The following is a 23,419-nucleotide window of genomic DNA, read 5'->3' on the forward strand; positions in this document are numbered from 1 at the left end:
CGGTCGTTCGCCCGCCACGACAGCTTGATCCGCGACGGGCCGCTGTGGACTGCGCCACGTTGCGCGCCCTCAGGTTTCGCCGTACCACACCCCGCCCAAAACGGTCGGGTTTTCCGGACATTGACCGACGAAGCGCCGGGTGCCCGAGAGCGGTACAACGATCGGCCAGCCTACCGCGCGCGGTACGACAACCGGATCACGGGGCGCGGTCCTCCCGCTCCGGCAGGACGCCGCTGAGCAGGAACGCGACGCTCCGCTCGGTCTCCGTCCAGGCGCGGGTGTCGAGTCCGACGGACTGGAGCAGGGCGCACTCGACGCGGAAGCCGTGCTCGGTGAGGTCCCGGCCGACGAGTTCGGCCTCGTCGCGGGTGGCTGCGTGGGCCACGATGCGCTGCGGGCGGCGGTCGGCGACCGCGGAGACCACGGCCACTCCCCCGCCGCCGACGCGGACGACGTCCGGTTCGGGCAGGTTCTCCAGTACGTGCGGGGCGGTGCCCCGGATGATCTGGAGCTGGACGCCGAAGCGGCGGGCGGTGGCGTCGGTGCGGGCGCAGGCGGCCAGGTCGCGGTCGACGGCGATGACCGCGGCGCCGCCGCGGGCGGCCTCGGTGGCGAAGGCGCCGCTGCCGCAGCCGATGTCCCACACGAGGTCGCCGGGCCGGGGACCGAGGCGGGCGAGCTGGGCGGCGCGCAGCAGGTCCGTCTCGCCCTCGCCGAGTCCGCCGCCGTACGCCTCGCCGGGCAGGGACCAGCCGCGCGGGCCGGTGGCCGGGTCGCGGCCGGCGATCCAGCCGGTGCCGTCCGCCGTGCCGGGCGAACCGCCGATGACGATGACGACGTTGGGGTCCCGCCAGGTGTGGTCGGCGGCCTTGTCGGAGGTGACGACGGCGACCCGTTCGCGGGTGGTGCCGAGTTCCTCGCAGATGACGAAGGTGCGGTGCACGCCCTCCAGCAGCAGGCCGAGTTCGGCGGGTCCGGCGCCCGGGGAGGTGAGGACGGCGACCTTGGTGTGGGCCCGGCAGACGTTGACCGCGCGCCGCAGGGTGCGGGGGTGGGCGACGACCACCTGGGCGTCGTCCCAGGGCATCCCGGCGCGGGCGAAGGCGGCGGCGACGGAGGAGACCGCGGGGACGACCTCGACCTCCAGGCCGAACTCGGGTGCCCGCAGGGTGCGTACGACGCCGAAGAAGCCGGGGTCGCCGTCGGCGAGCACGACCGCCGTGCCCCGGTGGGCGGCGATGCGGCGGGCGGCGAGGGCGACGCTGCCGAGGCGGACGCGCTCGGCGGCGGGGGGTACTTCGGGCAGCGCCAGATGGTGTCCGGCACCGGCCACCAGGGTGGCGGCGCCGAGGGCGGAGCGTGCCGCGGCGGTCAGCGGCGAGCCGTCCCAGCCGATCACCGTGACGCGGTCGGCCATCGTCGTCAGTCTCCAGGTTTTCGCAGGTCGTGGTAGAGGGATGGCCCCTGAGGGAGCTCAGTGAGCGTACCCGCCGACGGAGCGGGTCAGCTCCAGTCGGTGAAGGTGGTGAAGCCGGTGTCGGCCAGGTGCTCGGCCGCGCCGTCGAGGTCCTCGGGAAGCAGGCTCCACACGATGAAGTCGGTGCGTACGTCGGACCAGGTGCCGTCCTCGGCCCGGACGTGGGCTATGCAGGCGTTGCGCAGGACGCCCTCGCTGATGCAGCCGATCTTCTGGGCGACCTGCTGGGAGGCGGTGTTGTCGGCGGCGGTGCGCAGTTCGATGCGCTCGAGTTTCTGGTCGCCGAAGAGCCACTGGGCGGTGGCGAGCGCGGCCTCGGAGGCGTAGCCCTCGCCGCGCGCCCAGGGGGCGACGATGTACGACAGCTCGGTGGAGCGTACGTGCCAGTTGGTCTTGGTGAGCTGGACGATGCCGACCAGGCGCTGGGTGAGGAACTCGGTGACGGCGAGGTCGAGGCCGCGGCCGGCCGCGCGTTCGGCGGGGGCGTGCTCGGTGATCCAGGTGCGGGCGCCCGCCTCGCTGAAGGGCTGCGGGACGTCGGTCCAGGCGCCGACCTGTTCGTCGTTCATCATGGCGGCGAGGGCGGGGACGTCGTCCTCGTCGAGGGGACGCAGCACCAACCGCTCCGTGCTGATGGAGATGTTGGGGAAGGTGCTGCTCGTCATGCGCCGCTCCGTAACCTTCGAACCGTCGAAACCGTCGGGGCCTCACCGTGAGGGGCCTCACTGAACTGCCCAGCATGCAGCATGCGGCCACGGAACCGCACCACGGGGTCTGCTCCGGGCGGGAGCGGACCCCGTGGTGCGGGTGCCGGCGGGATCAGAAGGAAGCGATGACGGAACCGGAGTAGTTCTCGTCGATGAACTTCTTGACCTCGTCGGAGGTGAGGAGCTTGGCGAGCTTCTCGACCCGCGGGTCGTCCTCGTTGCCCTCCTTGACCACCAGGAGGTTGACGTTCGGGTTGTTCTCGGCCGACTCCAGGACCAGCGCGTCCTCGGACGGCTTGAGGTCGGCCTCCAGCGCGTAGTTGCCGTTGATGACGGCGGCGTCCACGTCGTTCAGGGAGCGCGGGGTCTGGGCCGCCTCCAGCTCCTTGAACTTGAGGTTCTTGGGGTTCTCGGTGATGTCGGCGGTGGTGGCCGAGGTGCCGACGCCGTCCTTGAGGGTGAGCAGCCCGTTGTCGGCCAGCAGCTTCAGGGCGCGGGCCTCGGTGACGGTGTCGTTGGGGACGGCGATGGTGGCGCCGTTCTTGAGGTCGCTCGCCTTGTCGGCCTTGTTCGAGTACAGGCCGAGCGGCTCCAGGTGGACGGAGGCGACGGACTTCAGGTGGGTGCCGTTCTTCTTGTTGAAGTCTTCCAGGTACGGCTCGGTCTGGAAGTAGTTGGCGCCCACCGAGCCGTCCTCGGTCGCCGTGTTCGGCGTGACGTAGTCGGTGAACTCCTTGACCTCCAGGTCGAGGCCGGCCTTCTTCGCCAGGTTGTCCTTGACGTAGTTCAGGATCTCGGCGTGCGGCACGGGCGTCGCGGCGACGACCAGCGGGCCGGAGGTGTCGGAGGCGGAGTCGCTGCCCGAACCGCAGGCGGTGAGCCCGAGGGTGAGGGCTCCGGCGGCGAGGACGGCGGTGGTGAACTTGGCGGTGTTACGCACGAAAAGTGCCTTTCCTTCAGGGTGGAGCTGCCCCGGGTGAGGGGCGTTCTGGGGGACGGGGCGCCCGGGTCAGGCGACCTTGCTGATGTCGGCCGCCGCGGGCTCCTTCGCCTTCAGCAGCCTCAGCTTCGGGCCGGGGCCGGAGCGGGCGCCGCGCCGGTGCAGGGCTCGGGCGGCGTAGTCGCCGGCGAACTGGATGACGGAGATGGCGACGGCGAGGACGGCCACGGTGATCCACATCAGGCCGGTCTCGAAGCGCTGGTAGCCGTAGCGGACGGCGAGGTCGCCGAGGCCGCCGCCGCCGACGGTGCCGGCCATGGCGGAGTAGCCGATGAGGGCGATGACCGTGGTCGTGGTGGAGGCGATGAGGGAGGGCAGGGCCTCGGGGACCAGGACCTTGCGGACGACGGTCCAGGTGTTGCCACCCATCGCCTGCACGGCCTCGACCAGTCCGCCGTCGACCTCACGGACCGCCGTCTCGACCAGCCGCGCGAAGAACGGGATGCCGCCGATGGCCAGCGGCACGATCGCGGCGGTGGAGCCGATGGTGGTCCCGGTGATCCAGCGGGTGAAGCTCATCAGGGCGACCATGAGGATGATGAACGGCATCGAGCGGGCGATGTTCACGATCTGCCCGAGGACCTTGTTCACCGGGGTGCTCTGGAGCAGGCCGCCCCGGTCGGTGAGGACCAGCAGGACGCCGATCGGCAGGCCGGCGACGACCGCGATCAGGGTCGACCAGCCGACCATGACCAGCGTCTCCCGACACGCCTGCTCCAGCAGGGGCTGCATCTCGGACCAGGTCATCGCGCACCTTCCTTCACCGGTTCGGAGCCGTCCACCACGTCGATCTGGAGGCCCTGTTCGCGCAGGAAGCCGACGGGCACGACGTTGTCCTCGTAGCGGCCGGGCAGTTCGATGCGCATCCGGCCGACCTGGAGGCCGCCGACGGTGTCGATGGCGGCGCCCAGGATCGATATGTCGATGTTGTAGGTGCGGGAGAGCTGGGAGATGACCGGCTGGGTGGCGGCCTCGCCGTGGAAGGTGACGTCGACGACGGTGCGGTCCTGGCCGGTGCGCTCGCCGGTCACCGGGAAGAGCGCGGCGGCCAGCTCGGAGTCCGGGGTGGCGAGCAGTTCGCTCACGGTGCCGGACTCGACGATCCGGCCCGCCTCCATCAGGGCGGCCGAGTCGCAGACGCTCTTGACGACGTCCATCTCGTGCGTGATGAGCAGCACGGTCAGGCCGAGCTGCTGGTTCAGGTCGCGCAGCAGCTGGAGGATGGAGCGGGTGGTCTCGGGGTCGAGGGCGCTGGTCGCCTCGTCGGAGAGGAGCACCTTGGGGTCGCCGGCCAGGGCGCGGGCGATGCCGACGCGCTGCTTCTGGCCGCCGGAGAGCTGGGCGGGGTAGGACTTCGCCTTGTCGGCGAGGCCGACCAGGTCGAGCAGTTCCAGCGCCTTGGCGGAACGTTCTTTCCCCGACTTGCCGAGGATCTCCAGCGGCAGTTCGACGTTGTCCTGCACGGTCCGGGTGGAGAGCAGGTTGAAGTGCTGGAAGACCATGCCGATACGGCTGCGCGCCCGCCGCAGTTCCCGGCCGGCCCGGGGCCCGCGGCCGGCCAGGGCGGTGAGGTCCTGTCCGGCGACGGTGACCGTGCCGGAGGTGGGACGCTCCAGCAGGTTGACGCAGCGGATCAGCGAGGACTTTCCGGCGCCGGACTGGCCGATGACGCCGTAGACCTCGCCTTCGCGGACATGCAGATCGACGCCGTCGAGGGCGGTGACCTCACGACCGCGTGAGCGGTAGACCTTTGTCAGGCCGGAGGTGGTGATCACGTGGGTTTCCGTCACTGTCGAGTGCGCGGGCGCGGGTGGGCCCGGGCACGGGTGCATGCGGTTCGAAGGACGCGGCACGGTTCTCGCGGTGGCGGTGGAACCGACAGGAGACATGTGCGCGCGGCCGGGGCTCGGCCGCCGGGGCGGACCTGAGCCGGCTCTCGCTTCGGGGCGCGAGGCTCGGTGGTGCGGGGGCCCTCTAGCAGGCGCGCATTCGACCCGTACAACGAGCACCGGGCGTCATGGTCGCCTCGGTCGCAGGAGTGCGGTCGCTCGTCGTGGTCATGCGAGTAGTAAAGCAGACGTATACGTTCGACCAGGAGACCTCTGTCCGCATAGTGGACGGCGGCGATACGGCGGTGGACCCGGGTGCCGCGCGTCAGGTCCGTACGGAGATCTCCACGCCCCCGTCGGTGACCAGTACGGACAGGGCCGACAGATCCTCGACGACCAGGTCGGCGTCCAGCTCGCCGGCCCGGTGGGTTGTGGCCAACGCCACGGTCGCCATGCCGGCGGCGCGGCCCGAGCGGAGTCCGGCGGGGGCGTCCTCGAAGACGACGCAGGCGGCCGGGTCGACGCCGAGGGCGCGGGCGCCGAGCAGGTAGGGCTCGGGGTCGGGCTTGCCGCGCGTGATGTCGTCGGCGGCTATCAGGGTCTTGGGCAGGATGCCGACGGCCGCCAGCCTGGCCTCGGCGAGGCGCCGGGTGGCGGAGGTGACGACGGCCCAGCGGTCGGCCGGCAGCGCGCCGAGGAGGTCGAGCGTGCCGGGGAGCAGGCGCACGCCCCCGCCGGGCACGTCCTCCACCTCCAGGTCCTCGATCCGCGCGACGGCCCCGGGCACGACGTCGGCGGGCAGCAGGTCGGCGGCGACCTCGGCGGCGGTACGGCCGTGCAGCTCGACCCTCCCGAACTCCTCGGCGGTGATCCCGTACTCCTGGGCCCACCGGGTCCAGCAGCGGTGCACGGACTCCAGGGAGGAGACGAGGGTTCCGTCGTTGTCGAACAGCAGGGCCTGCGCGCGGATCTTCATGCCGTCGACCCTACGGTGCCCGCCGGGGTCGGCCGCATCGGGCCGTTTCGGCCGTAATAAGGTCACTGGCATGCTTGACGTCCTGACGCTGGTGACCGCCGTCGCCGCGCTGCTGCTCGCCGCCTGGTGCGGCTGGGCCGCCTACCGTGACCAGCCGACGAAGGACTGGCACTTCATCGGCATGGCCGTGGTGACCGTGCTGGCGCTGGTGCAGCTGGTGATCGGGATCGTCCAGCTGGCGCGGGGCGAGGAGCCGGAGCAGGGCACGGTGATCTTCGTGGCCTATCTGGTCGGCGCCTTCGCGTGCGTCCCGGCGGCGGGGTTCATGTCCCTGGCCGAGCGGACCCGCTGGGGCTCGGTGACGGTGGCCGCCGGCGGAATCGTCCTCGCCGTCCTTCAGGTGCGGCTCTATGACATCTGGGGAGGCTGAGATGGTGACGGCCGAGAGCGAGCCGGAGCGGACACGGCTGATCGGCGGGCCCGGCATCCTGCTGGTGTGGCTGTACGGCGTGATGGTGGTCGGCGCGGTGTCGCGCTCCGTCTACCAGATCGCCACCGAGTTCGACCGGGCGCCGCTCGCGTACACGCTGTCCGCGGTGGCCGGCGTGGTCTACGGCTTCATCACCTACACCCTGGTGCGCGGCGGGGAGACGGCCCGCCGGGCGGCACGGATCTGCTGCGCCGCCGAGCTGGCGGGGGTGCTGATCGTGGGCACCTGGACGCTGGTGGAGCCGTCCGCCTTCCCGGACTCGACGGTGTGGTCGGACTACGGGATGGGGTACGTCTTCATCCCGGTGCTGCTGCCGCTGTCCGCCCTGTACTGGCTGCGCCGGGCGCGCACCGCGTAAGCCCGCGGGGCGCCCGGCGCGACGCTCACGCCGTGGTCGCGTACGCCCCGGACTGCTTCTCCAGGATGATCATCGGGACGCCGTCCGCGCCCCGCGCGGTGCCCACCGTCTCGTAGCCGACCCGCCGGTACAGCCGCAGGTTGCTCTCGCTGCGGTGGCCGGTGTGCAGGCGGAAGCGGGTGGCGCCGTGCTCCTCGGCGAGGGCCGCCTCGGCCGCCTTCAGCAGGCGGGCGCCGATGCCGTGTCCCTGGAGACGGGGGTGGACGCAGAGTTTGCCGATGGCCGCGGAACCGTCGTCGGTCTCCCGGCCGCGCACCGAGCCGACCACCTCGTCGCCGAGCCGCGCCACGAAGACGCAGTCCTTAGCGACCTCCGCGCGGACGGAGTCGAGGGTCTGGACGAGCGGGTCGATGCGGTAGTTGCCGTACAACGCCGCCTCGCTCTGGAAGCAGAGGTACTGCAGCCGGAAGATCTGCTCGGCATCCTGCTCGGTCGCCGCCGAGATGGTCACGCTCATGCCCATGTGCGCATGCCTCCCGCTCACCTGATCGCCTGTTGTTCCTCACTCCTATCCCCGTCGTCAGTCACCCGCAACCTCCGGCGTCAGCAATCGGCGCAGACATCCCAGACATCGGGAACGTTCCGGTCCAAGACTGCCCTGTGAGATACCCAACTCCCCCGCGATCTCGCGGTAGGTCAGGTCCTCCGGCGACAGCAGCGCCAACATCAGCCGGGGGCAGCGGCCGGGCAGCCGGTGCACCGCGTCGCGCAGGGCCCGGTGGCGGGCGGCGACGAGGGCGAGCTGCTCCGGGCCGCGGTCGGCGACGTCGGCCGGCTCGGTGCCGTACGGGCGCTCGGCGCGGGCGGTACGGCGGGTGCGGCGGGCCTCGGTGCGCACGGCGCCGCGCAGCCAGCGGTGCGGGTCCGCGGGCGGGTCGTCGGCGTCCAGCCGCTCCAGGAGGCGCAGCCAGACGGCCTGCTCCAGGTCCCCGGGCTCGACTCCGGACGCATATGCCTCGGCGGTGGCCTCGGCGGTGAGCAGCGGGCCCAGGAGGGTGAGCAGGTCGTGCGTCATATGCGGAGATACGACCGCCGCCCGGGCGTGGTTGCCCGGGCGGCGGGTTTTCACCCCAACCGGGGTGTTCCCGCTACGTGTTGACGCCTCAGCTGTCGAGGAAGTCCTCGCGGGCCAGCAGGCCGGTGTCCGGGTTGTCGGTGAAGACGCCGTCGATGCCGGTGGCGAAGTACGCCTGGAAGGCGCCGAATGCGTCGCCGTAGGCGTCGGCGTCGGTGCCCTTGCGGAAGTCGGCGGGGAGGAAGGGGTTCTCGTTGCGCATCGTGTACGGGTGCAGGATCAGGCCCGCCCGGTGGGCGTCGCGGACGAGGGTGGTCGGCGCGGTGAGCCGGCCGGCCGAGTCGCGCGGGATGATCAGGTCGAGGGTGGGGCCGATGCCCTGGGCGTAGGAGGCGATCTCCTTGAGTCCCTCGGGCGTGATCAGGTCGTCCGTGGTGCGGGGGTCGCCGGTCGCGACGAAGTCCCAGGGGCGCGAGCCGGCGCCGGAGAGCAGCACGGCGAGCGGGTTGCCGACCAGCTTGTTCATCCGCTGGATGCTGGTGGGCTCGAAGGACTGGACGATGACCGGGGAGTTCTTCTTGTCCTTGCCGTACCTGCGCAGCAGCTTGGCGAGGCGCTCCTCGGTGGGCAGGCCGAGCCCCCGGAAGTAGGTGGGGTGCTTCAGCTCGGGGTAGATCCAGACCTGCTTCCCCGTCCTGCGGGTCTGCTCGTCCTGCCAGCGCAGCACCTCCTCGAAGGTGGGGATCTCCCAGCGGCCGTCGTAGAGGGTGTTGTGCGGGCGGTTGGCCGGGATGCGCTCGGTGGCGCGCAGCGTCTTCAGCTCGGCGAGGGTGAAGTCCTCGGTGAACCAGCCGGTGGTGGAGACGCCGTCGAGGACCTTGGTGGTCCTGCGGCCGGCGAACTCGGGGTGGTCGGCGACGTCCGTGGTCCCGCCGATCTCCGGTTCGTGCCGGCAGACGAGGTGGCCGTCCTTGGTGGGCACCAGGTCGCCGGCCTCGACGATGTCGGCGCCCATGTCGAGGGCGAGTTGGTAGGAGCCCAGCGTGTGCTCGGGCCGGTTTCCGCTGGCCCCGCGGTGTCCGACGATGGTCGGCACGGGCAGGCTCCGCACGCCGCCGCCGTTCCCGCGGCCGGCCCCGGCGGCTCTCGCCGTGCCGGACAGGCCCAGGGCCGCCCCGCCCGCGCCGAGCACCGCGGCGCCGAGGAGGGCCCGCCGTCCGGTGCCGCCGCCGTGCTCGTTCGACTCCTGCGTTCCCATGAGCGCCCCTTGTTCGTCTGGCCGTCGCCTGGTCGGATGCGGGCCGATCGTAGGGGCGCGTACGTGTCCGGAGGGAGACCTCGCGTCGAACGCGGGGGCGACACGGGATGTCGTATGGGAGGAGAGGGGCGGGAGGGCCTGGACGGACTGGACGGACTGGACGGTTGACGTTCCGCCGGCTTCCCGGCGGGCGGAGCGGGTACCCGGCCGGTGGCACACGGTGAGGACGGCGCCCGGGCCCCCGCTCGGCGGGTGCGAACAACGTCACATTCGTTCCGGCCGGGTTTCCGGCGGGTGACGCCGCGCCCCACCAGGTGAACGCGTGTCACCGACACGTAAGACCCTGGTGGCCCGACGTGCGCGACCCCGGGGGCCGCGAGTAATGTCCTCACCTGCACAGACTGATACCGCATGCCCCGACGTCCCACGTCACACCGACACCGGAGGGTCCGTTGTCCCGCTTCGCGCTCATCAAGGCAGTGCTCGGTCCGATCATGCGCCTGATGTTCCGCCCACAGGTGGAAGGTGCGGAGAACATCCCGGGCGACGGCCCGGTGATCCTGGCCGGCAACCACCTCACGTTCATCGACTCCATCGTCCTGCCGATCGTCACCAAGCGGCAGGTCTTCTTCATCGGCAAGGACGAGTACGTCACCGGCAAGGGCCTCAAGGGCCGGCTGATGGCCTGGTTCTTCACCGGCGTCGGCATGATCCCGGTCGACCGGGACGGCGCGAGCGGCGGTGTGGCGGCGCTGATGACCGGGCGCCGGGTGCTGGAGGAGGGCCGGATCTTCGGCATCTACCCGGAGGGCACCCGCTCCCCCGACGGCCGCCTGTACCGGGGCCGCACCGGCTGCGCCCGGCTGACGCTGATGACCGGCGCGCCGGTCGTGCCGTTCGCGATGATCGGCACGGACAAGCTCCAGCCGGGGGGCCGGGGCCTGCCCCGTCCCGGCCGGGTCACCGTCCGGTTCGGCGAGCCGCTGGAGTTCTCGCGGTACGAGGGGATGGACCGGGACCGTTATGTGCTGCGGGCGGTGACGGACTCGGTGATGACCGAGGTCATGCGGCTGTCCGGGCAGGAGTACGTGGACGTGTACGCGACGAAGGCCAGGAAGGCCGCGTAGGCCGCCCCGCGGGCCGGGAGTCCGGCTCCCTGTCCCGACGGTGCTTCGACGACGGCGGGCCGTTCCGCGGACGGCCCGCCGTCGGCGTACCCGGTGCGCCCCGGCGGGCTACGGCGCCTGCGCGCGCCCGGCGGCCGGCGGTGACGGGTCCCGCTTCTTCCCCGCGCCGGCTTCCAGGCCCTGGTCCCGCTCGTTCCCCGCACCGGTTTCCAGGCCCTGGTCCCGCTCGTTCCCCGCACCGGCTTCCAGGCCTTGGTCCCGCTCCTTCCCGGCGCCGCCCTCCAGCGCCTGCCCGCGCAGCAGGAACCAGGCCGCCACCGCAGCGGCGAGCAGGACGGCCGCGCCGATGCCCGCGGCGAGCGCCAGTCCGTCGACGAAGGACTGCCGGGCGGCGTCCAGCAGGGCCGCGCCCGTGTCGGCGGGCAGGCGGGCGGCGGACTCCACGGCGCCGCCCAGGGACTCGCGCGCCTCGGGCGGCGTGCCGGCCGGGCCGGTGAAGTCCCGGTAGACGCCGGTCACGATGGAGCCGAGCAGGGCGATGCCGAGCGCGGCGCCGAGTTCGTACGCCGTCTCGGAGACCGCGGAGGCGGTGCTCGCCTGGTCGCGCGGCACGCTGGAGAGGATCACGTCGGCGGTGACGGTGAACGCGAACCCGGCGCCGAGGCCGACCACCAGCAGGGCCGCGCCGAGCAGCGGATAGCCGGTGCCCCGGCCGATGACGGTGAGCGCGGCGAGCGCGAGGCCGACGGCGGCCAGGCCGCCCGCGACCACGGCCCGTACCGAGAAGCGCCGGGCCGCGCGGCCGGCGACCAGACCGGCCGCCACCGCACCGAGCGCGGCGGGCAGTTCGGCCAGCCCGGCCTCGAACGGCCGCCTGCCCTGCACCAGTTGCAGGTACTGGGAGAGGAAGAACACCAGCCCCGACAGTCCCAGGACGGTCAGCAGGTCGGCCAGCACCGCCCCGCTGAAGCCCCGGCTGCGGAACAGCCGCATGTCGAGCAGCGGCACCGGCAGGGTGAGCTGGCGCCGGACGAACCCGTACAGCGCGGCGGCGCCCAGCAGGCCGGCCGCGAGCGTGCCCCACGCGAACCCGTGCGCGGCGGCCTCCTTGACCGCGTACACCGCACCGACCATGCCGACCAGCGACAGGACGACGCTGAGCGGGTCGAACGGGCCGGGGGCCGGGTTCCTGGACTCCGGCAGCAGCTTGACGCCGACGACGACCAGGACGGCCATCACGGGCAGGTTGATCAGGAAGACCGAGCCCCACCAGAAGTGTTCGAGCAGGAACCCGCCCAGCATCGGGCCGACCGCCGCGCCGGCGGAGGCGGCGGCGCCCCAGATGCCGACGGCGAGGCTGCGCTCGCGCGGGTCGGGGAAGAGGTTGCGGATCAGGGCCAGGGTGGCGGGCATCAGGGTGGCGCCCGCGACGCCGAGCAGCGCCCGCGCGAGGATCATCACCTCGGGGGTGTGCGCGTAGGCGTTGAGCACGGACATCGCGCCGAACGCCGTGGCGCCGGCGAGCAGGATCCGCTTGCGGCCGACGCGGTCGCCCAGGCTGCCCATGGTGACGAGCAGACCGGCGATGACGAACGAGTAGACGTCGCCGATCCACAGCAGCTGGGTGCCGGAGGGCGCGAGGTCCTCGCTGATGTAGGGGGTGGCGAGACCCAGGACGGTCGCGTCGACGGCCACCAGCAGCACGGCCAGGACGAGGACGGCGAGCGCCAGCCAGCGGCCGGGGCGGGTCACCGCTCCGTCCGGACCGGCCGGTCGCAGGGTGCTGGTCATGCTCCCTCCCTCCTGAGCGCGCCGCCGAGCAGCAGCTCGACGACCAGGTGGGTGTAGTCGTTGCGCGCCACGCGGCCGTCCAGCACCGCCCAGGCGCCGGAGGCCAGCAGGCCGTAGAGCGCCTCGGTCAGCCAGACCGCGGGCAGGTCGATGCGGAACTCGCCGCTCTCCTGGCCCCGCCGGAACAGCGCGGTGAGCCGCCTGTCGAGCCGGGTCCAGCCCTCGTCGACCTGGTCGCCCTCGAAGAGCTGGTTCTCGCTGTAGAGGAAGGCGAGCAGGGCGGCGGAGGGTTCCAGCGCGCCGACCGTGCGGCGTACGGCGTCGGCGGCCGGGCCCTCGTCGAGGCGCGCGGCGTCCAGGGCCGCCTCGCACTCGGCGATGCCCAGCGCCTCCAGCGCCCGCACCAGGGCGTCCCGTCCGGCGAACTGGCGGTGCAGCGTGGCCCGGCTGATCCCGGCCGCTCGGGCGACCTCGTCCATGGTCGCGGTGGACTTCCGGGTCAGCAGCGCCGCGGCGGCGCGCAGCACATGGTCACGATCCACAGTCATGAGACAACCATAACCCGAATGAGACATCAATGTCTCATGGCGGGTGTGCGCGACCCACGCCACGTTCGGGCCGTGGGTCGCGCGGTGCGGGCCTCAGTGCCAGGGCAGCTGCCCGCGTCGCTCCCAGTAGGCGCGCGGGTCCTCGGCGAGCGCGGCCAGGCGGGCCGCCTGGTCGTCGTCGAGGACGGCCGTCGCGGCGGCCAGGTTGGAGCCGAGCTGGGCGACGGTCGCGGCGCCGGAGAGGACGACGTCCGCCCAGGGCTGCCGCAGGACCAGTGCGAGGGCGACCGCGTCGCAGCCGAGGCCGGTCTCCTCGGCGACGGCTCGCAGCGCGTCCGGCGCGTGCGGGGCGGCGAGCCTGCCGTTGGCCATGCCCTCCTTGACGATCACGGAGAGCCCGGCGTCGTGCGCCTCGGCGAGGGCCGGCCCCGCGGAGGTCTCCAGCGCGTTGTACGTCGACTGAACGGTACGGAAGAGGGGGGCGCCGTCGACGGTCACGGCGAGCGCGGCGCGGATGGCGTCGGCCTGGGCGGGGCCGCTGGTGGAGAAGCCGACGGTGACGCCGTCGGCGGCGGCCTCGGCGAGCCGGGCGTGCAGGTCCTTGTCGGTGAGGGCCGGGCTGTCGGGGGTCACCGAGTGGATCTGGTAGAGGTCGAGCCGGTCGCCGAGCAGGGCGTCGGTCTCGGCGCGCTGACGTTCGTACGTGGCGAGCGTGTGGTCCTTGACCTCGTGCTTCTCGGCGTCGGTCGACCAGCCGGCAGTGTAGGTGTACCCCCACTTGCTGCCGACGGTCACGTCGTCGATCTCCGGCCGGGCGGCCAGCCAGCCGGCCAGGAACTCCTCGGCGCGGCCGTAGGAGCGGGCGGCGTCGAAGTAGCGGACACCGCTCGCGTACGCGGTGTCGAGGAGTGCGTGGGTGCGGGCGCGCAGCGTTTCGACGCTGCGGTTCTCTCCGAGGTCCCGGTCGCGGCCGAGGGTGATGTAGCCGGGGCGGGCTACCGCGGCCAGGCCGAAGCCGAGGCTTTTCCTGGGGAGGGAGAGGGGCATCGTGGGTCCGTTCGGTCGGCCTCAGAGGCGTTTTCGACCAACGTAACCCGCGATGACCTTCGTCTCGGAGCCCGGTTCGACAGGTGTACGGCGCAGCCGCGGATCGCTACGGCCCCGCGCCCCTCAACGCCTGGCCCGCGCCCACATGTGCTGCCGCTCCACGTCCTCCTTCACCTCCGCCAGCTGGACGGCGACCGCGCTCGGGGCCGTGCCGCCCCTGCCGTCGCGGGAGGCCAGCGCTCCCTGGACGTTGAGGACGGAGCGGACCTCGGGGGTGAGGTGGGCGGAGATCTTGGCGAACTGCTCGTCGGTCAGCTCGTCCAGTTCCTTGCCCTCGGACTCGGCGGCCTTGACGCACTCGCCCGCGACCTCGTGCGCGACGCGGAACGGCACGCCCTGGCGGACCAGCCACTCGGCGATGTCGGTGGCGAGGGAGAAGCCGGCCGGCGCCAGCTCCGCCATCCGCTCGCGGTGCACGGTGAGGGTGGCCATCATGCCGGTGAAGGCGGGGAGCAGGATCTCCAGCTGGTCGATGGAGTCGAAGACCGGCTCCTTGTCCTCCTGGAGGTCGCGGTTGTACGCGAGCGGGAGGGCCTTGAGGGTGGCCATCAGGCCGGTCAGGTTGCCGATGAGGCGGCCGGACTTGCCGCGGGCCAGCTCCGCGATGTCCGGGTTCTTCTTCTGCGGCATGATCGACGAGCCGGTGGAGAACGCGTCGTGCAGGGTCACGAAGGAGAACTCCTTCGTGTTCCAGATGATGATCTCCTCGGCGATCCGGGAGACGTCGACCCCGATCATCGCGGTGATGAAGGCGAACTCGGCGACGAAGTCCCGGGAGGCCGTGCCGTCGATGGAGTTGGCGGCGCTGCCGTGCTCGAAGCCGAGGTCCTTCGCGACCGCCTCCGGGTCCAGGCCCAGGGAGGAACCGGCCAGCGCGCCGGAACCGTACGGGGACACGGCTGTGCGCTCGTCCCACTGGCGCAGCCGCTCGGCGTCCCGGGACAGCGCCTGGACGTGGGCGAGGACGTGGTGGGCGAAGAGCACCGGCTGGGCGTGCTGGAGGTGGGTGCGGCCGGGCATCGCCGTGTCCGGGTGGGCCTCGGCGAGGCCGATCAGCGCGTCCTGGAGGTCGGCGATCAGACCGCCGATCGTCCGGGCGTGGTCGCGCAGGTACATCCGGAAGAGCGTCGCCACCTGGTCGTTGCGGGACCGGCCGGCGCGCAGCTTGCCGCCGAGGTCGGGGCCGAGCCGCTCCAGCAGGCCCCGTTCCAGGGCGGTGTGCACGTCCTCGTCGGCGACGGTGCCCACGAAATCCCCGGCGGCCACGTCGGCTTCGAGCCGGTCGAGCCCGGCGATCATGCGGGTCAGCTCGTCCTCGGTGAGCAGTCCCGCCTTGTGCAGCACGCGCGCGTGGGCACGCGAACCGGCGATGTCGTAGGGCGCGAGCCGCCAGTCGAAGTGGACGGACGCGGACAGCTTCGCCAGGGCCTCGGCGGGACCGTCGGCGAAACGGCCGCCCCAGAGCCGTACGTCACCGCTGTTGCTGCTCACTTGCGTCGCTCCTCGGGCTGCTCGGTCGCTGTTCTGCATGAGTATGCAGAGCAATGCATGATTCGTCAATTTCCGGTGGGCGCGTGAACACACGCGGAGGCGCCCGCGTATCTCCGGGCGCCGGGGCCGTCCCGTTCCGCGCCGGCCGGGACGGCCGCCGGTACCTGCGCGAACCCCCGGACAGGGGGCGCGCGGACACCCATAATCGTTAGACATGGGAAAGACTTATGAGCGCATAGACGGCAGACTCCGCACCTTCATCGAGTCCCAGCCCGTCTTCTTCACCGCCACCGCCCCGCTCGGCGCCGAGGGCACGGTCAACCTCTCCCCCAAGGGACTCACGGGCTCCTTCGCGGTGCTCGACGAGCACACCGTGGCCTACCTCGACTTCGCCGGCTCCAACGCCGAGACCATCGCCCACCTGCGCGAGAACGGGCGGATCACCCTGATGTGGTGCGCCTTCCAGGGCCCGCCGAACATCGTCCGGGTGCACGGCCGCGGCGAGCCGGTCTTCCGCGACGACCCCCGCTTCCCCGGCCTGCTCGCCCGCTTCCCGGACATCGACCCCACCGCGCACGGCCTGCGCGCCGTGATCGTCGTGACGGCCGGACTGATCCGGGACACCTGCGGGTACGCCGTGCCCTTCATGGCGTACGAGCGGGACCGCGATCTGCACGCCAAGCGGTTCGCCCGCGAGGACGACGCCTCGCTCGACGCCTACTTCACCAGGAAGGAGCACATCGCGACCAGCCTGGACGGACTTCCCGGGCTGCCGTTGCCGTTGCCGCCCTCTACGGTCTGAGCCATGCGCCCCGGTGTCGTCGCCCTCGCCCTCGCGTCCTTCCTGCTCCCGGCCTTCTCCGCTCCCCCGGAGCCGCTGCCCGCGCGGATGGCGGCCACCGGCGGCGGCACCCAGCTGATCACCGCCGTCGCCCCGGACACCGCCTCGACCACCGGCACCGTGACCTGGTGGGACCGCGAGCGCGGCCGCTGGGTGCGGGCCGGCTCGGCGCCCGCCCGGTTCGGGGCCGGCGGGCTGACCGAGGGGACGACCCGGAAACAGGGCACGAACACCACCCCGACCGGCCTGTACGGCCTCCCCTACGCCTTCGGCATCGAACCGGCGCCGCACGGGACGGCGTACCGCTACCGTCCCGTGCGCCAGGACTCCTGGTGGTGCCAGGACAACGGCTCCCGCTCCTACAACCGCTGGACCGAGCCCCGCCCCGCCGACTGCGCCGCCACCGAGGCCGAGCACCTGATCACGTACGGGACGCAGTACGCGCACGCCCTGGTCATCGGCTTCAACTACCACCGTCCGGTACGGGGGCGCGGCGCGGGCATCTTCCTGCACGTGAACGGGGAGGGGGCGACGGCCGGGTGCGTGTCGGTGCCGGCCCGTGCCATGCGGGAGATCCTCCGCTGGGCGGACCCGGCGGCCCGGCCGCACATCGCGATCGGCACCTCGGGCGGGGAGACGGCGCTCACCCGGTACTGAACACTCGGCGGGCACGGCACGTACCTGTGGGCCAAGGGTCTTGTCCCCCACGGAGGAACCGTGACCACCACGCTCGCCGGCGGACGTGCCGCCCGCCGCCAGACGATGCGCCGCATCCGTCCGCGCCGTTCCCCGGCCGTCCCCCTGCTGCTCGCCGTGTGGGCGGGCGCGGCGGGCGTGTTGTGGCTGTGGTGGCGCAACACGCCCGCCATCTCCGACGACACCGCCCGGATCCTGGGCGCGGGCCGCATCACCGGGCTGCTCGCCGGCTACCTGATGGCGCTGGTCGTCCTCCAGATGGCCCGGGTGCCCGCCCTGGAGCGGCGGGTCGGCTCGGACCGGGTGGCCCGCTGGCACGCCATGACCGGCCGCTACACGCTCTGCCTGGTCCTGGCCCACGTCTTCCTGATCATGTGGGGGTACGCCCTCCAGTCCGGCCGGGGCCTCGGCGGCCTGGTCGCGCAGACGGTGGAGTCGGTGACCGGCCTCCCGGACCTCGGCAAGGCCACGGTCGGCACCGGTCTGCTCCTGCTGATCGGCCTCCTCTCGGCCGGCCCGGTGCGCCGCCGCATCCCGTACGACTTCTGGTACCACGTCCATCTGCTGACGTACGCGGCGGTGTTCCTGACCTTCTGGCACCAGCTGACCGCCGGGAACGACTTCGTCGTGGAGCCCGTCGCGCGGACCGCCTGGTACGCCCTGTACGGGTCGGTGACGGCGCTGGTGGTCTGGTACCGGATCGTCACGCCGCTGCGGCTGAACCTGCGGCACCGGATGCGGGTCGAGGCGGTCGTCGAGGAGACGCCCGGCATCGTGTCGGTGCTGATCGGCGGGCGGAAACTGCACCGGATGGGGGCGGAGGCCGGGCAGTTCTTCCGGTGGCGCTTCATGGCGCCCGGCATGCGGTTCAGCTCCCACCCGTACTCGCTGTCGGCGGCGCCCCGGCCGGAGCGGCTGCGGATCACGGTGAAGGCGATCGGCGACCACAGCGCCCGGCTGCGGGAGCTGACGCCGGGCACCCGGGTGTGGGCGGAGGGCCCCTACGGGGCGCTGACCGCGCAGCGCCGCAGCCGCGGCAAGGTGCTGCTGGTGGCGGGCGGGGTCGGGATCACGCCGATGCGGGCGCTGTTCGAGACGCTGCCCGGCGCGTCCGGTGACATCACGCTGCTCTACCGGGCCAACAGCACCCAGGACCTCGCGCTGTGGGACGAACTGGCCGCGATCGCCGACGCGCGCGGCGCCCGCCTGATGTACGCGGTCAACAGCCCGGACGGGGCGCGTCCCGACATCTCGGCGGAGTCGCTGGCCCGCAAGATCCCGGACGTGGACCGTCACGACGTCTTCCTGTGCGGGCCGCCCGGTTTCGCGCGGTCGGTCTACGAGGCCCTGCGCGGCGCCGGGGTCCCGGCCCGCCGTATCCACCACGAGTCGTTCGAGATGTGAGCACACGTCATCAGCTGAGGGAGAACACGGGAGATGAGGAAGATCCACCCCGTACGGCGTGCCGTGCTCGCGGGCGCCGCGACGGTGACCGGCGTCGTGCTGCTGCTGTCGCTGAAACCGGCGTCCGACCCGGGCGCCCCCGCCGCCGCGCAGTCACCGCAGGGCGCAGCACAGGGGTCGGCGCAGGGGTCGGCACAGGAGTCGGCACAGGGATCAGCACAGGGATCAGCGCAAGAGTCGGCGCAGGAGTCGGCGCAGGGCAGCGGCCAGGACACCACCGCCGGCACGGTCCTCGGCGACGCGGTCCGCACCCAGTACGGCCCCGTCCAGGTCCGCCTGACCCTCACCGACGGCAAGATCACCGAGGCCGAAGCCGTCCAGGCCCCCGAAGGCGGACGCAGCAGCCAAGTCACCGCCGACGCCGTCCCCCGGCTCAACCGGGCCGCCCTCACCACCGGGACCGCCGACATCGACACCGTCTCGGGAGCGACGTACACCAGCGCTGGATACAAGCAGTCCCTCCAGTCCGCCCTGGACAAGGCCGGTGGCTGAGCCCGCCGGGGTGCGTCATGTGGAGGAGGCGATGGGCACCGTCTTCTCCTTCGACGTCCGCGGCGGGGAACCGGCCGCCGTACGGGCGGCCCTCCGGGAGGCGGTCGCCGGACTGCACCGGGCCGACGAGGTGTTCAGCACCTACCGCGGCGACAGCCAGATCTCCCGGCTGGCCCGGGGCGAGCTGACCACCGGGGAGTGCGCACCCGAGGTCGCCCGGGTGCTGGAGCTGGCCGCCGAGGCGGAACGGGTGAGCGAGGGCTGGTTCAGCACGTCGTACGAGGGCCGGCTCGACCCCACCGGGATCGTGAAGGGCTGGGCGGTGGAGCGGGCCGCGCGGCGGATCGCGGCGGCCGGGCCGGACGGCGTCAGCGTCAACGGGGGCGGGGACGTGCAGGTGCTCGGCGTGCCGGGGGCCGGCCGGCCGTGGCGGGTCGGCGTGTCGGATCCGCTGCGTCCGGGGGCGCTGGCGGCCGTCCTGTCCGCCGCCGGGGCGAGGGAGCTGGCCGTCGCCACCTCCGGCTCCGCCGAGCGCGGCGCGCATGTCGTCGACCCTCGCACGGGCCGCTCGGCCGTCACCGACCTGGTCTCGGTCACGGTGGTGGCCGACAGCCTGACCTGGGCGGACTGCTGGGCGACGGCGGCCTTCGCGATGGGGTCGAGGGAGGGGCTGCGGTGGCTGGAGTCGTTGGACGGCGTGGAGGCCCTCCTCATCACGGCGGGCGACGAGGTGAGATGCACCGACGGCCTCGCCTCGCGACTCGGGTGAGCGGAGGTACGTGGCGACTACGAACCCTCAATGCCCGTTCTGAGCCAACCGCAGCAGATGATCCGCCAGCGCCTGACCACCCGTAGGGTTCCGGCTGATCAGCATCACCGTGTCGTCCCCGGCGATCGTCCCGAGGATGTCGTGCAGTTCCGCCTGGTCGATGGCCGAGGCGAGGAACTGCGCCGCCCCCGGAGGGGTGCGCAGGACCACGAGGTTGGCGGACGCCTCCGCGGAGATCAGCAGCTCCGCGGAGAGCCGCCGCATCCGCTCCTCCTTCGCCGACCCGCCCAGCGGCGCCCGGGGCGTGCGGAACCCGCCCTCGCTGGGCACCGCGTAGATCAGGTCGCCGTCGGTGTTGCGGATCTTGACCGCGTTCAGCTCGTCCAGGTCCCGGGAGAGCGTCGCCTGGGTGACGGTCAGCCCGTCGTCGGCGAGCAGCTTCGCGAGCTGGCTCTGCGACCGCACCGGCTGCCGGTTGAGGATGTCCACGATCCGGCGGTGGCGGGCGGTGCGGGTCTGCGGCACGGCGGGCCCCGCGGCCCCCGCGCTCTCGTGGTCCTGCGCCTGGCTCATCGTCGTCTCATTCTCCGGATCGTGTGTCCCCGCCTGCCGCGTCCAGGATGCCGGGCAGCGCCCCGAGGAACGCGTCCACCGCGTCGTCGCCGAGGTTCAGCGGCGGCATCAGCCGTACGACATCGGGTGCGGGCGCGTTCACCAGGATTCCGGCGTCCTGAGCCGTCTGCTGCGCCTGCGGCGCGAGCGGCTCGGTGAGCACGATACCCAGCAGCAGGCCCGCGCCCCGGACGCGGTCGACCAGCGGGTGGCCGAGCGCCTCGATGCCTTCGCGCAGCCGCTCGCCCTGCCGCTTGACGTTCTCCAGCAGCCCCTCGTCCGCGATGGTGTCCAGGACGGCGAGTCCGGCGGCGCAGGCGACCGGGTTGCCGCCGAAGGTCGTCCCGTGCTGGCCGGGCTGGAGCAGCTCCGCGGCCCGCCCGAAGGCGACCGTCGCGCCCAGCGGCAGCCCGCCGCCGAGGCCCTTGGCGAGGGTGACGACGTCGGGCAGGACGCCCTCGTGGGCCTGGTACTCGAACCAGTGCCCGGTGCGGCCGACGCCGGTCTGCACCTCGTCCAGGACCAGCAGCGCGCCCGTGGCGGCGGTGATCGCGCGGGCCGCCTTCAGATAGCCGGCGGGCGGCACGACCACGCCGTTCTCGCCCTGGACCGGCTCGATGATCACCAGGGCGGTGTCCTCGGTGACCGCCGCGGCCAGCGCCTGCGCGTCGCCGTACGGGACGTGCGTGACGTCACCCGGCAGCGGCAGGAACGGCCCCTGCTTGCCGGGCTGGCCGGTGAGGGCCAGCGCGCCCATGGTGCGGCCGTGGAAGCCGCCCTCGGTGGCGACCATGTGCGGCCGCCCGGTCAGCCGGCCGATCTTGAAGGCGCCCTCGTTGGCCTCCGCGCCGGAGTTGCAGAAGTAGACCTTGCCGTCCCGGCCGAAGCGCTGGAGCAGCCGCTCGGCGAGCGCGACCGGGGGCTCGGCCATGAACAGGTTGGAGACGTGGCCCAGCGACGCGATCTGCGTGCTGACGGCCTCGACGACCGCCGGGTGGGCGTGGCCGAGCGCGTTGACCGCGATGCCGCCGACGAAGTCCAGGTACTCCTTGCCGTCGGCGTCCCACACCCGCTCGCCGGCACCGCGCACCAGGGGCAGCCGCGGGGTGCCGTAGTTGTTCATGAGCGCGCCCTGCCACCGCGCGGTCAGCTCCTGGTTGGCGGTCACGACTGGTCCCCCTCGGTCTCGTCCGGCACGACCATCGTGCCGATGCCCTCGTCGGTGAAGATCTCCAGCAGGATCGAGTGCTGGACCCGGCCGTCGATGACGCGGGCGGTGGTGACGCCGTTGCGTACGGCGTGCAGGCAGCCCTCCATCTTCGGCACCATGCCGCTGGACAGCTCGGGCAGCAGTTTCTCCAGCTGGGTGGCGGTCAGGCGGCTGATCACCTCGTCGCTGTTCGGCCAGTCCTCGTAGAGGCCCTCGACGTCGGTGAGGACCATGAGGGTCTCGGCACCCAGCGCCGCAGCGAGTGCCGCAGCCGCCGTATCAGCATTGACGTTGTAGACATGGTGATCGTCCTGGGAACGGGCGATCGACGAGACGACCGGGATGCGGCCGTCGGCGAGCAGCGCCTCGATCGCGCCGGTGTCGATCTCGGTGATCTCACCGACCCGCCCGATGTCGATCAGCTCGCCGTCGATCCGGGGCTGGTGCTTGGTGGCGGTCATGGTGTGCGCGTCCTCGCCGGTGATGCCGACGGCGAGCGGGCCGTGCCGGTTGAGCAGCCCGACCAGCTCGCGCTGCACCTGCCCGGCCAGCACCATCCGTACGACGTCCATGGCGTCCTCGGTGGTGACCCTGAGCCCCGCCTTGAACTCGCTGACGATGCCGTGCCGGTCGAGGGCGGCGCTGATCTGCGGGCCGCCGCCGTGCACGACGACGGGCCTGAGGCCGGCGTGCCGCAGGAAGACGACGTCCTGCGCGAAGGCCGACTTCAGCTCCTCGTTCACCATGGCGTTGCCGCCGAACTTGATGACGACCGTCTTGCCGGCGTGCCGCACCAGCCAGGGCAGCGCCTCGACGAGGATCCGGGCCTTGGGGAGCGCGGTGTGCTTCCGCGTGGGGCTGCTCATGAGGAGTACGCGCTGTTCTCGTGGACGTAGTCGGCGGTGAGGTCGTTGGTCCAGATGGTGGCCGTGGCGTCGCCGGCCGCGAGGTCGGCGACGATGTGGACCTCGCGGTAGCGCATGTCGACCTTGTCGCGGTCCTCGCCGACGCCGCCGTTCTTGCACACCCACACGCCGTTGATGGCGACGTTCAGCGCGTCGGGCTCGAAGGCGGCCTTGGTGGTGCCGATGGCGGACAGGACGCGGCCCCAGTTGGGGTCCTCGCCGTGGATGGCGCACTTGAGGAGGTTGTTGCGGGCGATGGAGCGGCCCACCTCGACGGCGTCGTCCTCGGTCGCGGCGTTCACGACCTCGACCTTGATGTCCTTGCTGGCGCCCTCGGCGTCCCGGATGAGCTGCTGCCCGAGGTCGTCGCAGACGGTGCGTACGGCCTCGGCGAACGCGGCGTACTCGGGGGTGACGCCGGAGGCGCCGGAGGCGAGCAGCAGCACGGTGTCGTTGGTGGACATGCAGCCGTCGGAGTCGACCCGGTCGAAGGTGACCTTGGTGGCGGCGCGCAGCGCCCGGTCCAGGGCCTCGGCCTCCAGGTCGGCGTCGGTGGTGAGGACGACGAGCATGGTGGCCAGGCCCGGGGCGAGCATGCCGGCGCCCTTGGCCATGCCACCGACGGTCCAGCCGTCGCGCGTCACGACCGACGTCTTGTGGACGGTGTCGGTGGTCTTGATGGCGATGGCGGCCTTCTCACCGCCGTGCTCGGACAGCTTGGCCGCCGCGGTCTCGACGCCGGGGAGCAGCTTGTCCATGGGGAGCAGGACGCCGATCAGGCCGGTCGAGCAGACGGCCACCTCGCCCGCGCCGGTGTCCCCGAGGACCTCGGCCACCTTCTCGGCGGTGGCGTGGGTGTCCTGGAACCCCTTGGGGCCGGTGCAGGCGTTGGCGCCGCCGGAGTTGAGGACGACGGCGCTCACCTGCCCGCCCTTGAGCACCTGCTCGGACCAGAGGACCGGCGCGGCCTTGACGCGGTTGGAGGTGAAGACGCCCGCGGCGGCGCGGCGGGGGCCGGTGTTGACCACGAGGGCCAGGTCGGGGTTGCCGTTCTCCTTGATCCCGGCGGCGATGCCCGCCGCCGTGAATCCCTTGGCTGCCGTCACACTCACTGCATCTCCTTGTTCGCTTCTCCGCCCGTGCAGCGCAGAGGTGCGGCCTTCGTCGTCGTCTGCGGCCCGGCGGCTGCACGTGCG

25 protein-coding genes are annotated in these 23,419 nt (G+C 72.5%); 8 read left to right on the plus strand and 17 right to left on the minus strand.

The window, feature by feature from the left end; translation table 11 throughout:
• Nucleotides 1-196: 196 nt before the first annotated feature.
• From cbiE to ACIQR3_RS20825, 6 genes are all read right to left on the minus strand, one after another.
• Nucleotides 197-1,417, minus strand: a complete 1,221-nt coding sequence (cbiE, locus tag ACIQR3_RS20800) for a precorrin-6y C5,15-methyltransferase (decarboxylating) subunit CbiE (RefSeq protein ID WP_403540900.1) — start codon at nucleotides 1,415-1,417, stop codon at nucleotides 197-199.
• A gap of 86 nt (nucleotides 1,418-1,503) precedes the next feature.
• Complete coding sequence (locus ACIQR3_RS20805) at nucleotides 1,504-2,142, minus strand: GNAT family N-acetyltransferase (RefSeq protein ID WP_403540903.1); 639 nt, start codon at nucleotides 2,140-2,142, stop codon at nucleotides 1,504-1,506.
• A 154-nt stretch (nucleotides 2,143-2,296) separates the two neighbouring features.
• A complete protein-coding gene (locus ACIQR3_RS20810; protein WP_403540905.1) occupies nucleotides 2,297-3,124 on the minus strand; it encodes a MetQ/NlpA family ABC transporter substrate-binding protein in 828 nt (275 codons plus the stop codon).
• A gap of 69 nt (nucleotides 3,125-3,193) precedes the next feature.
• Nucleotides 3,194-3,931: a methionine ABC transporter permease gene (locus ACIQR3_RS20815; protein WP_403540908.1), complete on the minus strand. Its 738-nt coding sequence runs from the start codon at nucleotides 3,929-3,931 to the stop codon at nucleotides 3,194-3,196.
• Entirely contained in the window at nucleotides 3,928-5,016 is a 1,089-nt protein-coding gene (locus tag ACIQR3_RS20820) for a methionine ABC transporter ATP-binding protein (protein WP_403541057.1), read from the minus strand. The genes ACIQR3_RS20815 and ACIQR3_RS20820 overlap by 4 nt, the downstream gene beginning before the upstream one ends.
• 322 nt (nucleotides 5,017-5,338) lie before the next feature.
• Nucleotides 5,339-5,989, minus strand: a complete 651-nt coding sequence (locus ACIQR3_RS20825) for an HAD family hydrolase (RefSeq protein WP_403540911.1) — start codon at nucleotides 5,987-5,989, stop codon at nucleotides 5,339-5,341.
• Between the two features lie 70 nt (nucleotides 5,990-6,059).
• Between ACIQR3_RS20825 and ACIQR3_RS20830 the strand changes: the two genes are divergently transcribed.
• Nucleotides 6,060-6,419: a hypothetical protein gene (locus ACIQR3_RS20830; protein ID WP_403540914.1), complete on the plus strand. Its 360-nt coding sequence runs from the start codon at nucleotides 6,060-6,062 to the stop codon at nucleotides 6,417-6,419.
• Nucleotide 6,420: 1 nt separating this feature from the next.
• Nucleotides 6,421-6,837 carry a hypothetical protein gene (locus ACIQR3_RS20835; RefSeq protein ID WP_215169787.1) on the plus strand — a complete coding sequence of 139 codons (417 nt, stop codon included), beginning with the start codon at nucleotides 6,421-6,423 and terminating at the stop codon, nucleotides 6,835-6,837.
• A gap of 25 nt (nucleotides 6,838-6,862) precedes the next feature.
• On the opposite strand, the gene ACIQR3_RS20840 is transcribed toward ACIQR3_RS20835, so the two are convergent.
• From ACIQR3_RS20840 to ACIQR3_RS20850, 3 genes are all read right to left on the minus strand, one after another.
• Nucleotides 6,863-7,360 carry a GNAT family N-acetyltransferase gene (locus ACIQR3_RS20840; protein WP_403540916.1) on the minus strand — a complete coding sequence of 166 codons (498 nt, stop codon included), beginning with the start codon at nucleotides 7,358-7,360 and terminating at the stop codon, nucleotides 6,863-6,865.
• Between the two features lie 57 nt (nucleotides 7,361-7,417).
• Nucleotides 7,418-7,912 carry an RNA polymerase sigma factor gene (locus tag ACIQR3_RS20845; protein ID WP_403540919.1) on the minus strand — a complete coding sequence of 165 codons (495 nt, stop codon included), beginning with the start codon at nucleotides 7,910-7,912 and terminating at the stop codon, nucleotides 7,418-7,420.
• 88 nt (nucleotides 7,913-8,000) lie between these two features.
• Entirely contained in the window at nucleotides 8,001-9,170 is a 1,170-nt protein-coding gene (locus ACIQR3_RS20850) for a glycerophosphodiester phosphodiesterase (RefSeq protein ID WP_403540920.1), read from the minus strand.
• A 494-nt stretch (nucleotides 9,171-9,664) separates the two neighbouring features.
• Between ACIQR3_RS20850 and ACIQR3_RS20855 the strand changes: the two genes are divergently transcribed.
• Nucleotides 9,665-10,297: a lysophospholipid acyltransferase family protein gene (locus ACIQR3_RS20855; RefSeq protein WP_403541059.1), complete on the plus strand. Its 633-nt coding sequence runs from the start codon at nucleotides 9,665-9,667 to the stop codon at nucleotides 10,295-10,297.
• A gap of 108 nt (nucleotides 10,298-10,405) precedes the next feature.
• Here ACIQR3_RS20855 and ACIQR3_RS20860 read toward each other — a convergent pair whose 3' ends face one another.
• From ACIQR3_RS20860 to argH, 4 genes are all read right to left on the minus strand, one after another.
• On the minus strand, nucleotides 10,406-12,088 hold the full coding sequence (locus ACIQR3_RS20860; RefSeq protein ID WP_403540922.1) for an MFS transporter: 1,683 nt from the start codon (nucleotides 12,086-12,088) through the stop codon (nucleotides 10,406-10,408).
• On the minus strand, nucleotides 12,085-12,636 hold the full coding sequence (locus ACIQR3_RS20865) for a TetR/AcrR family transcriptional regulator (protein WP_403540923.1): 552 nt from the start codon (nucleotides 12,634-12,636) through the stop codon (nucleotides 12,085-12,087). Before ACIQR3_RS20865 ends, ACIQR3_RS20860 begins: the two co-directional genes overlap by 4 nt.
• Nucleotides 12,637-12,729: 93 nt before the next feature.
• A complete protein-coding gene (locus tag ACIQR3_RS20870; RefSeq protein ID WP_403540925.1) occupies nucleotides 12,730-13,683 on the minus strand; it encodes an aldo/keto reductase in 954 nt (317 codons plus the stop codon).
• 123 nt (nucleotides 13,684-13,806) lie between these two features.
• Nucleotides 13,807-15,234, minus strand: coding sequence for an argininosuccinate lyase (argH, locus tag ACIQR3_RS20875; RefSeq protein WP_403540927.1), 1,428 nt, complete (start codon nucleotides 15,232-15,234; stop codon nucleotides 13,807-13,809).
• Between the two features lie 214 nt (nucleotides 15,235-15,448).
• Here argH and ACIQR3_RS20880 point away from each other — a divergent pair, with 214 nt between their 5' ends.
• Genes ACIQR3_RS20880 through ACIQR3_RS20900 form a run of 5 tightly spaced genes read left to right on the plus strand, consistent with a single transcriptional unit; the run spans nucleotide 15,449 to nucleotide 19,496 of the window.
• On the plus strand, nucleotides 15,449-16,036 hold the full coding sequence (locus ACIQR3_RS20880; protein WP_403540930.1) for a pyridoxamine 5'-phosphate oxidase family protein: 588 nt from the start codon (nucleotides 15,449-15,451) through the stop codon (nucleotides 16,034-16,036).
• Nucleotides 16,037-16,039: 3 nt separating this feature from the next.
• On the plus strand, nucleotides 16,040-16,732 hold the full coding sequence (locus ACIQR3_RS20885; RefSeq protein ID WP_403540931.1) for a L,D-transpeptidase: 693 nt from the start codon (nucleotides 16,040-16,042) through the stop codon (nucleotides 16,730-16,732).
• Nucleotides 16,733-16,792: 60 nt separating this feature from the next.
• Nucleotides 16,793-18,175 (plus strand): ferric reductase-like transmembrane domain-containing protein, encoded by a 1,383-nt coding sequence (locus tag ACIQR3_RS20890; RefSeq protein WP_403540934.1) that lies wholly within the window; start codon nucleotides 16,793-16,795, stop codon nucleotides 18,173-18,175.
• Nucleotides 18,176-18,208: 33 nt separating this feature from the next.
• Nucleotides 18,209-18,727, plus strand: a complete 519-nt coding sequence (locus ACIQR3_RS20895; protein ID WP_403540936.1) for an FMN-binding protein — start codon at nucleotides 18,209-18,211, stop codon at nucleotides 18,725-18,727.
• A 31-nt stretch (nucleotides 18,728-18,758) separates the two neighbouring features.
• Complete coding sequence (locus tag ACIQR3_RS20900; RefSeq protein ID WP_403541061.1) at nucleotides 18,759-19,496, plus strand: FAD:protein FMN transferase; 738 nt, start codon at nucleotides 18,759-18,761, stop codon at nucleotides 19,494-19,496.
• A 27-nt stretch (nucleotides 19,497-19,523) separates the two neighbouring features.
• Here the strand turns inward: ACIQR3_RS20900 and ACIQR3_RS20905 are convergent, their stop codons facing one another.
• From ACIQR3_RS20905 to argJ, 4 genes are read right to left on the minus strand one after another with little or no spacing between them, the layout of a single operon-like run.
• A complete protein-coding gene (locus tag ACIQR3_RS20905) occupies nucleotides 19,524-20,069 on the minus strand; it encodes an arginine repressor (RefSeq protein WP_189418791.1) in 546 nt (181 codons plus the stop codon).
• A 7-nt stretch (nucleotides 20,070-20,076) separates the two neighbouring features.
• A complete protein-coding gene (locus ACIQR3_RS20910; RefSeq protein WP_403540939.1) occupies nucleotides 20,077-21,276 on the minus strand; it encodes an acetylornithine transaminase in 1,200 nt (399 codons plus the stop codon).
• Entirely contained in the window at nucleotides 21,273-22,184 is a 912-nt protein-coding gene (argB, locus tag ACIQR3_RS20915; RefSeq protein WP_403540941.1) for an acetylglutamate kinase, read from the minus strand. Before argB ends, ACIQR3_RS20910 begins: the two co-directional genes overlap by 4 nt.
• A complete protein-coding gene (gene argJ, locus ACIQR3_RS20920; RefSeq protein ID WP_403540944.1) occupies nucleotides 22,181-23,335 on the minus strand; it encodes a bifunctional glutamate N-acetyltransferase/amino-acid acetyltransferase ArgJ in 1,155 nt (384 codons plus the stop codon). Before argJ ends, argB begins: the two co-directional genes overlap by 4 nt.
• Between the last annotated feature and the right edge of the window lie 84 nt (nucleotides 23,336-23,419).

The sequence above is a fragment of the Streptomyces sp. NPDC090994 genome, assembly GCF_044768905.1.
GTDB lineage: Bacteria > Actinomycetota > Actinomycetes > Streptomycetales > Streptomycetaceae > Streptomyces.

What these genes read in the sequence shown, in the direction of transcription:
- cbiE (WP_403540900.1), bottom strand. Translation starts at nt 1,417, where the DNA reads ATGGCCGACCGCGTCACGGTGATCGGCTGGGACGGCTCGCCGCTGACC.
- ACIQR3_RS20805 (WP_403540903.1), bottom strand. Translation starts at nt 2,142, where the DNA reads ATGACGAGCAGCACCTTCCCCAACATCTCCATCAGCACGGAGCGGTTG.
- ACIQR3_RS20815 (WP_403540908.1), bottom strand. Translation starts at nt 3,931, where the DNA reads ATGACCTGGTCCGAGATGCAGCCCCTGCTGGAGCAGGCGTGTCGGGAG.
- ACIQR3_RS20820 (WP_403541057.1), bottom strand. Translation starts at nt 5,016, where the DNA reads ATGCACCCGTGCCCGGGCCCACCCGCGCCCGCGCACTCGACAGTGACG.
- ACIQR3_RS20825 (WP_403540911.1), bottom strand. Translation starts at nt 5,989, where the DNA reads ATGAAGATCCGCGCGCAGGCCCTGCTGTTCGACAACGACGGAACCCTC.
- ACIQR3_RS20830 (WP_403540914.1), top strand. Translation starts at nt 6,060, where the DNA reads ATGCTTGACGTCCTGACGCTGGTGACCGCCGTCGCCGCGCTGCTGCTC.
- ACIQR3_RS20835 (WP_215169787.1), top strand. Translation starts at nt 6,421, where the DNA reads ATGGTGACGGCCGAGAGCGAGCCGGAGCGGACACGGCTGATCGGCGGG.
- ACIQR3_RS20840 (WP_403540916.1), bottom strand. Translation starts at nt 7,360, where the DNA reads ATGGGCATGAGCGTGACCATCTCGGCGGCGACCGAGCAGGATGCCGAG.
- ACIQR3_RS20845 (WP_403540919.1), bottom strand. Translation starts at nt 7,912, where the DNA reads ATGACGCACGACCTGCTCACCCTCCTGGGCCCGCTGCTCACCGCCGAG.
- ACIQR3_RS20850 (WP_403540920.1), bottom strand. Translation starts at nt 9,170, where the DNA reads ATGGGAACGCAGGAGTCGAACGAGCACGGCGGCGGCACCGGACGGCGG.
- ACIQR3_RS20855 (WP_403541059.1), top strand. Translation starts at nt 9,665, where the DNA reads ATGCGCCTGATGTTCCGCCCACAGGTGGAAGGTGCGGAGAACATCCCG.
- ACIQR3_RS20860 (WP_403540922.1), bottom strand. Translation starts at nt 12,088, where the DNA reads ATGACCAGCACCCTGCGACCGGCCGGTCCGGACGGAGCGGTGACCCGC.
- ACIQR3_RS20865 (WP_403540923.1), bottom strand. Translation starts at nt 12,636, where the DNA reads ATGACTGTGGATCGTGACCATGTGCTGCGCGCCGCCGCGGCGCTGCTG.
- ACIQR3_RS20870 (WP_403540925.1), bottom strand. Translation starts at nt 13,683, where the DNA reads ATGCCCCTCTCCCTCCCCAGGAAAAGCCTCGGCTTCGGCCTGGCCGCG.
- ACIQR3_RS20880 (WP_403540930.1), top strand. Translation starts at nt 15,449, where the DNA reads ATGGGAAAGACTTATGAGCGCATAGACGGCAGACTCCGCACCTTCATC.
- ACIQR3_RS20885 (WP_403540931.1), top strand. Translation starts at nt 16,040, where the DNA reads ATGCGCCCCGGTGTCGTCGCCCTCGCCCTCGCGTCCTTCCTGCTCCCG.
- ACIQR3_RS20895 (WP_403540936.1), top strand. Translation starts at nt 18,209, where the DNA reads ATGAGGAAGATCCACCCCGTACGGCGTGCCGTGCTCGCGGGCGCCGCG.
- ACIQR3_RS20900 (WP_403541061.1), top strand. Translation starts at nt 18,759, where the DNA reads ATGGGCACCGTCTTCTCCTTCGACGTCCGCGGCGGGGAACCGGCCGCC.
- ACIQR3_RS20905 (WP_189418791.1), bottom strand. Translation starts at nt 20,069, where the DNA reads ATGAGCCAGGCGCAGGACCACGAGAGCGCGGGGGCCGCGGGGCCCGCC.
- argB (WP_403540941.1), bottom strand. Translation starts at nt 22,184, where the DNA reads ATGAGCAGCCCCACGCGGAAGCACACCGCGCTCCCCAAGGCCCGGATC.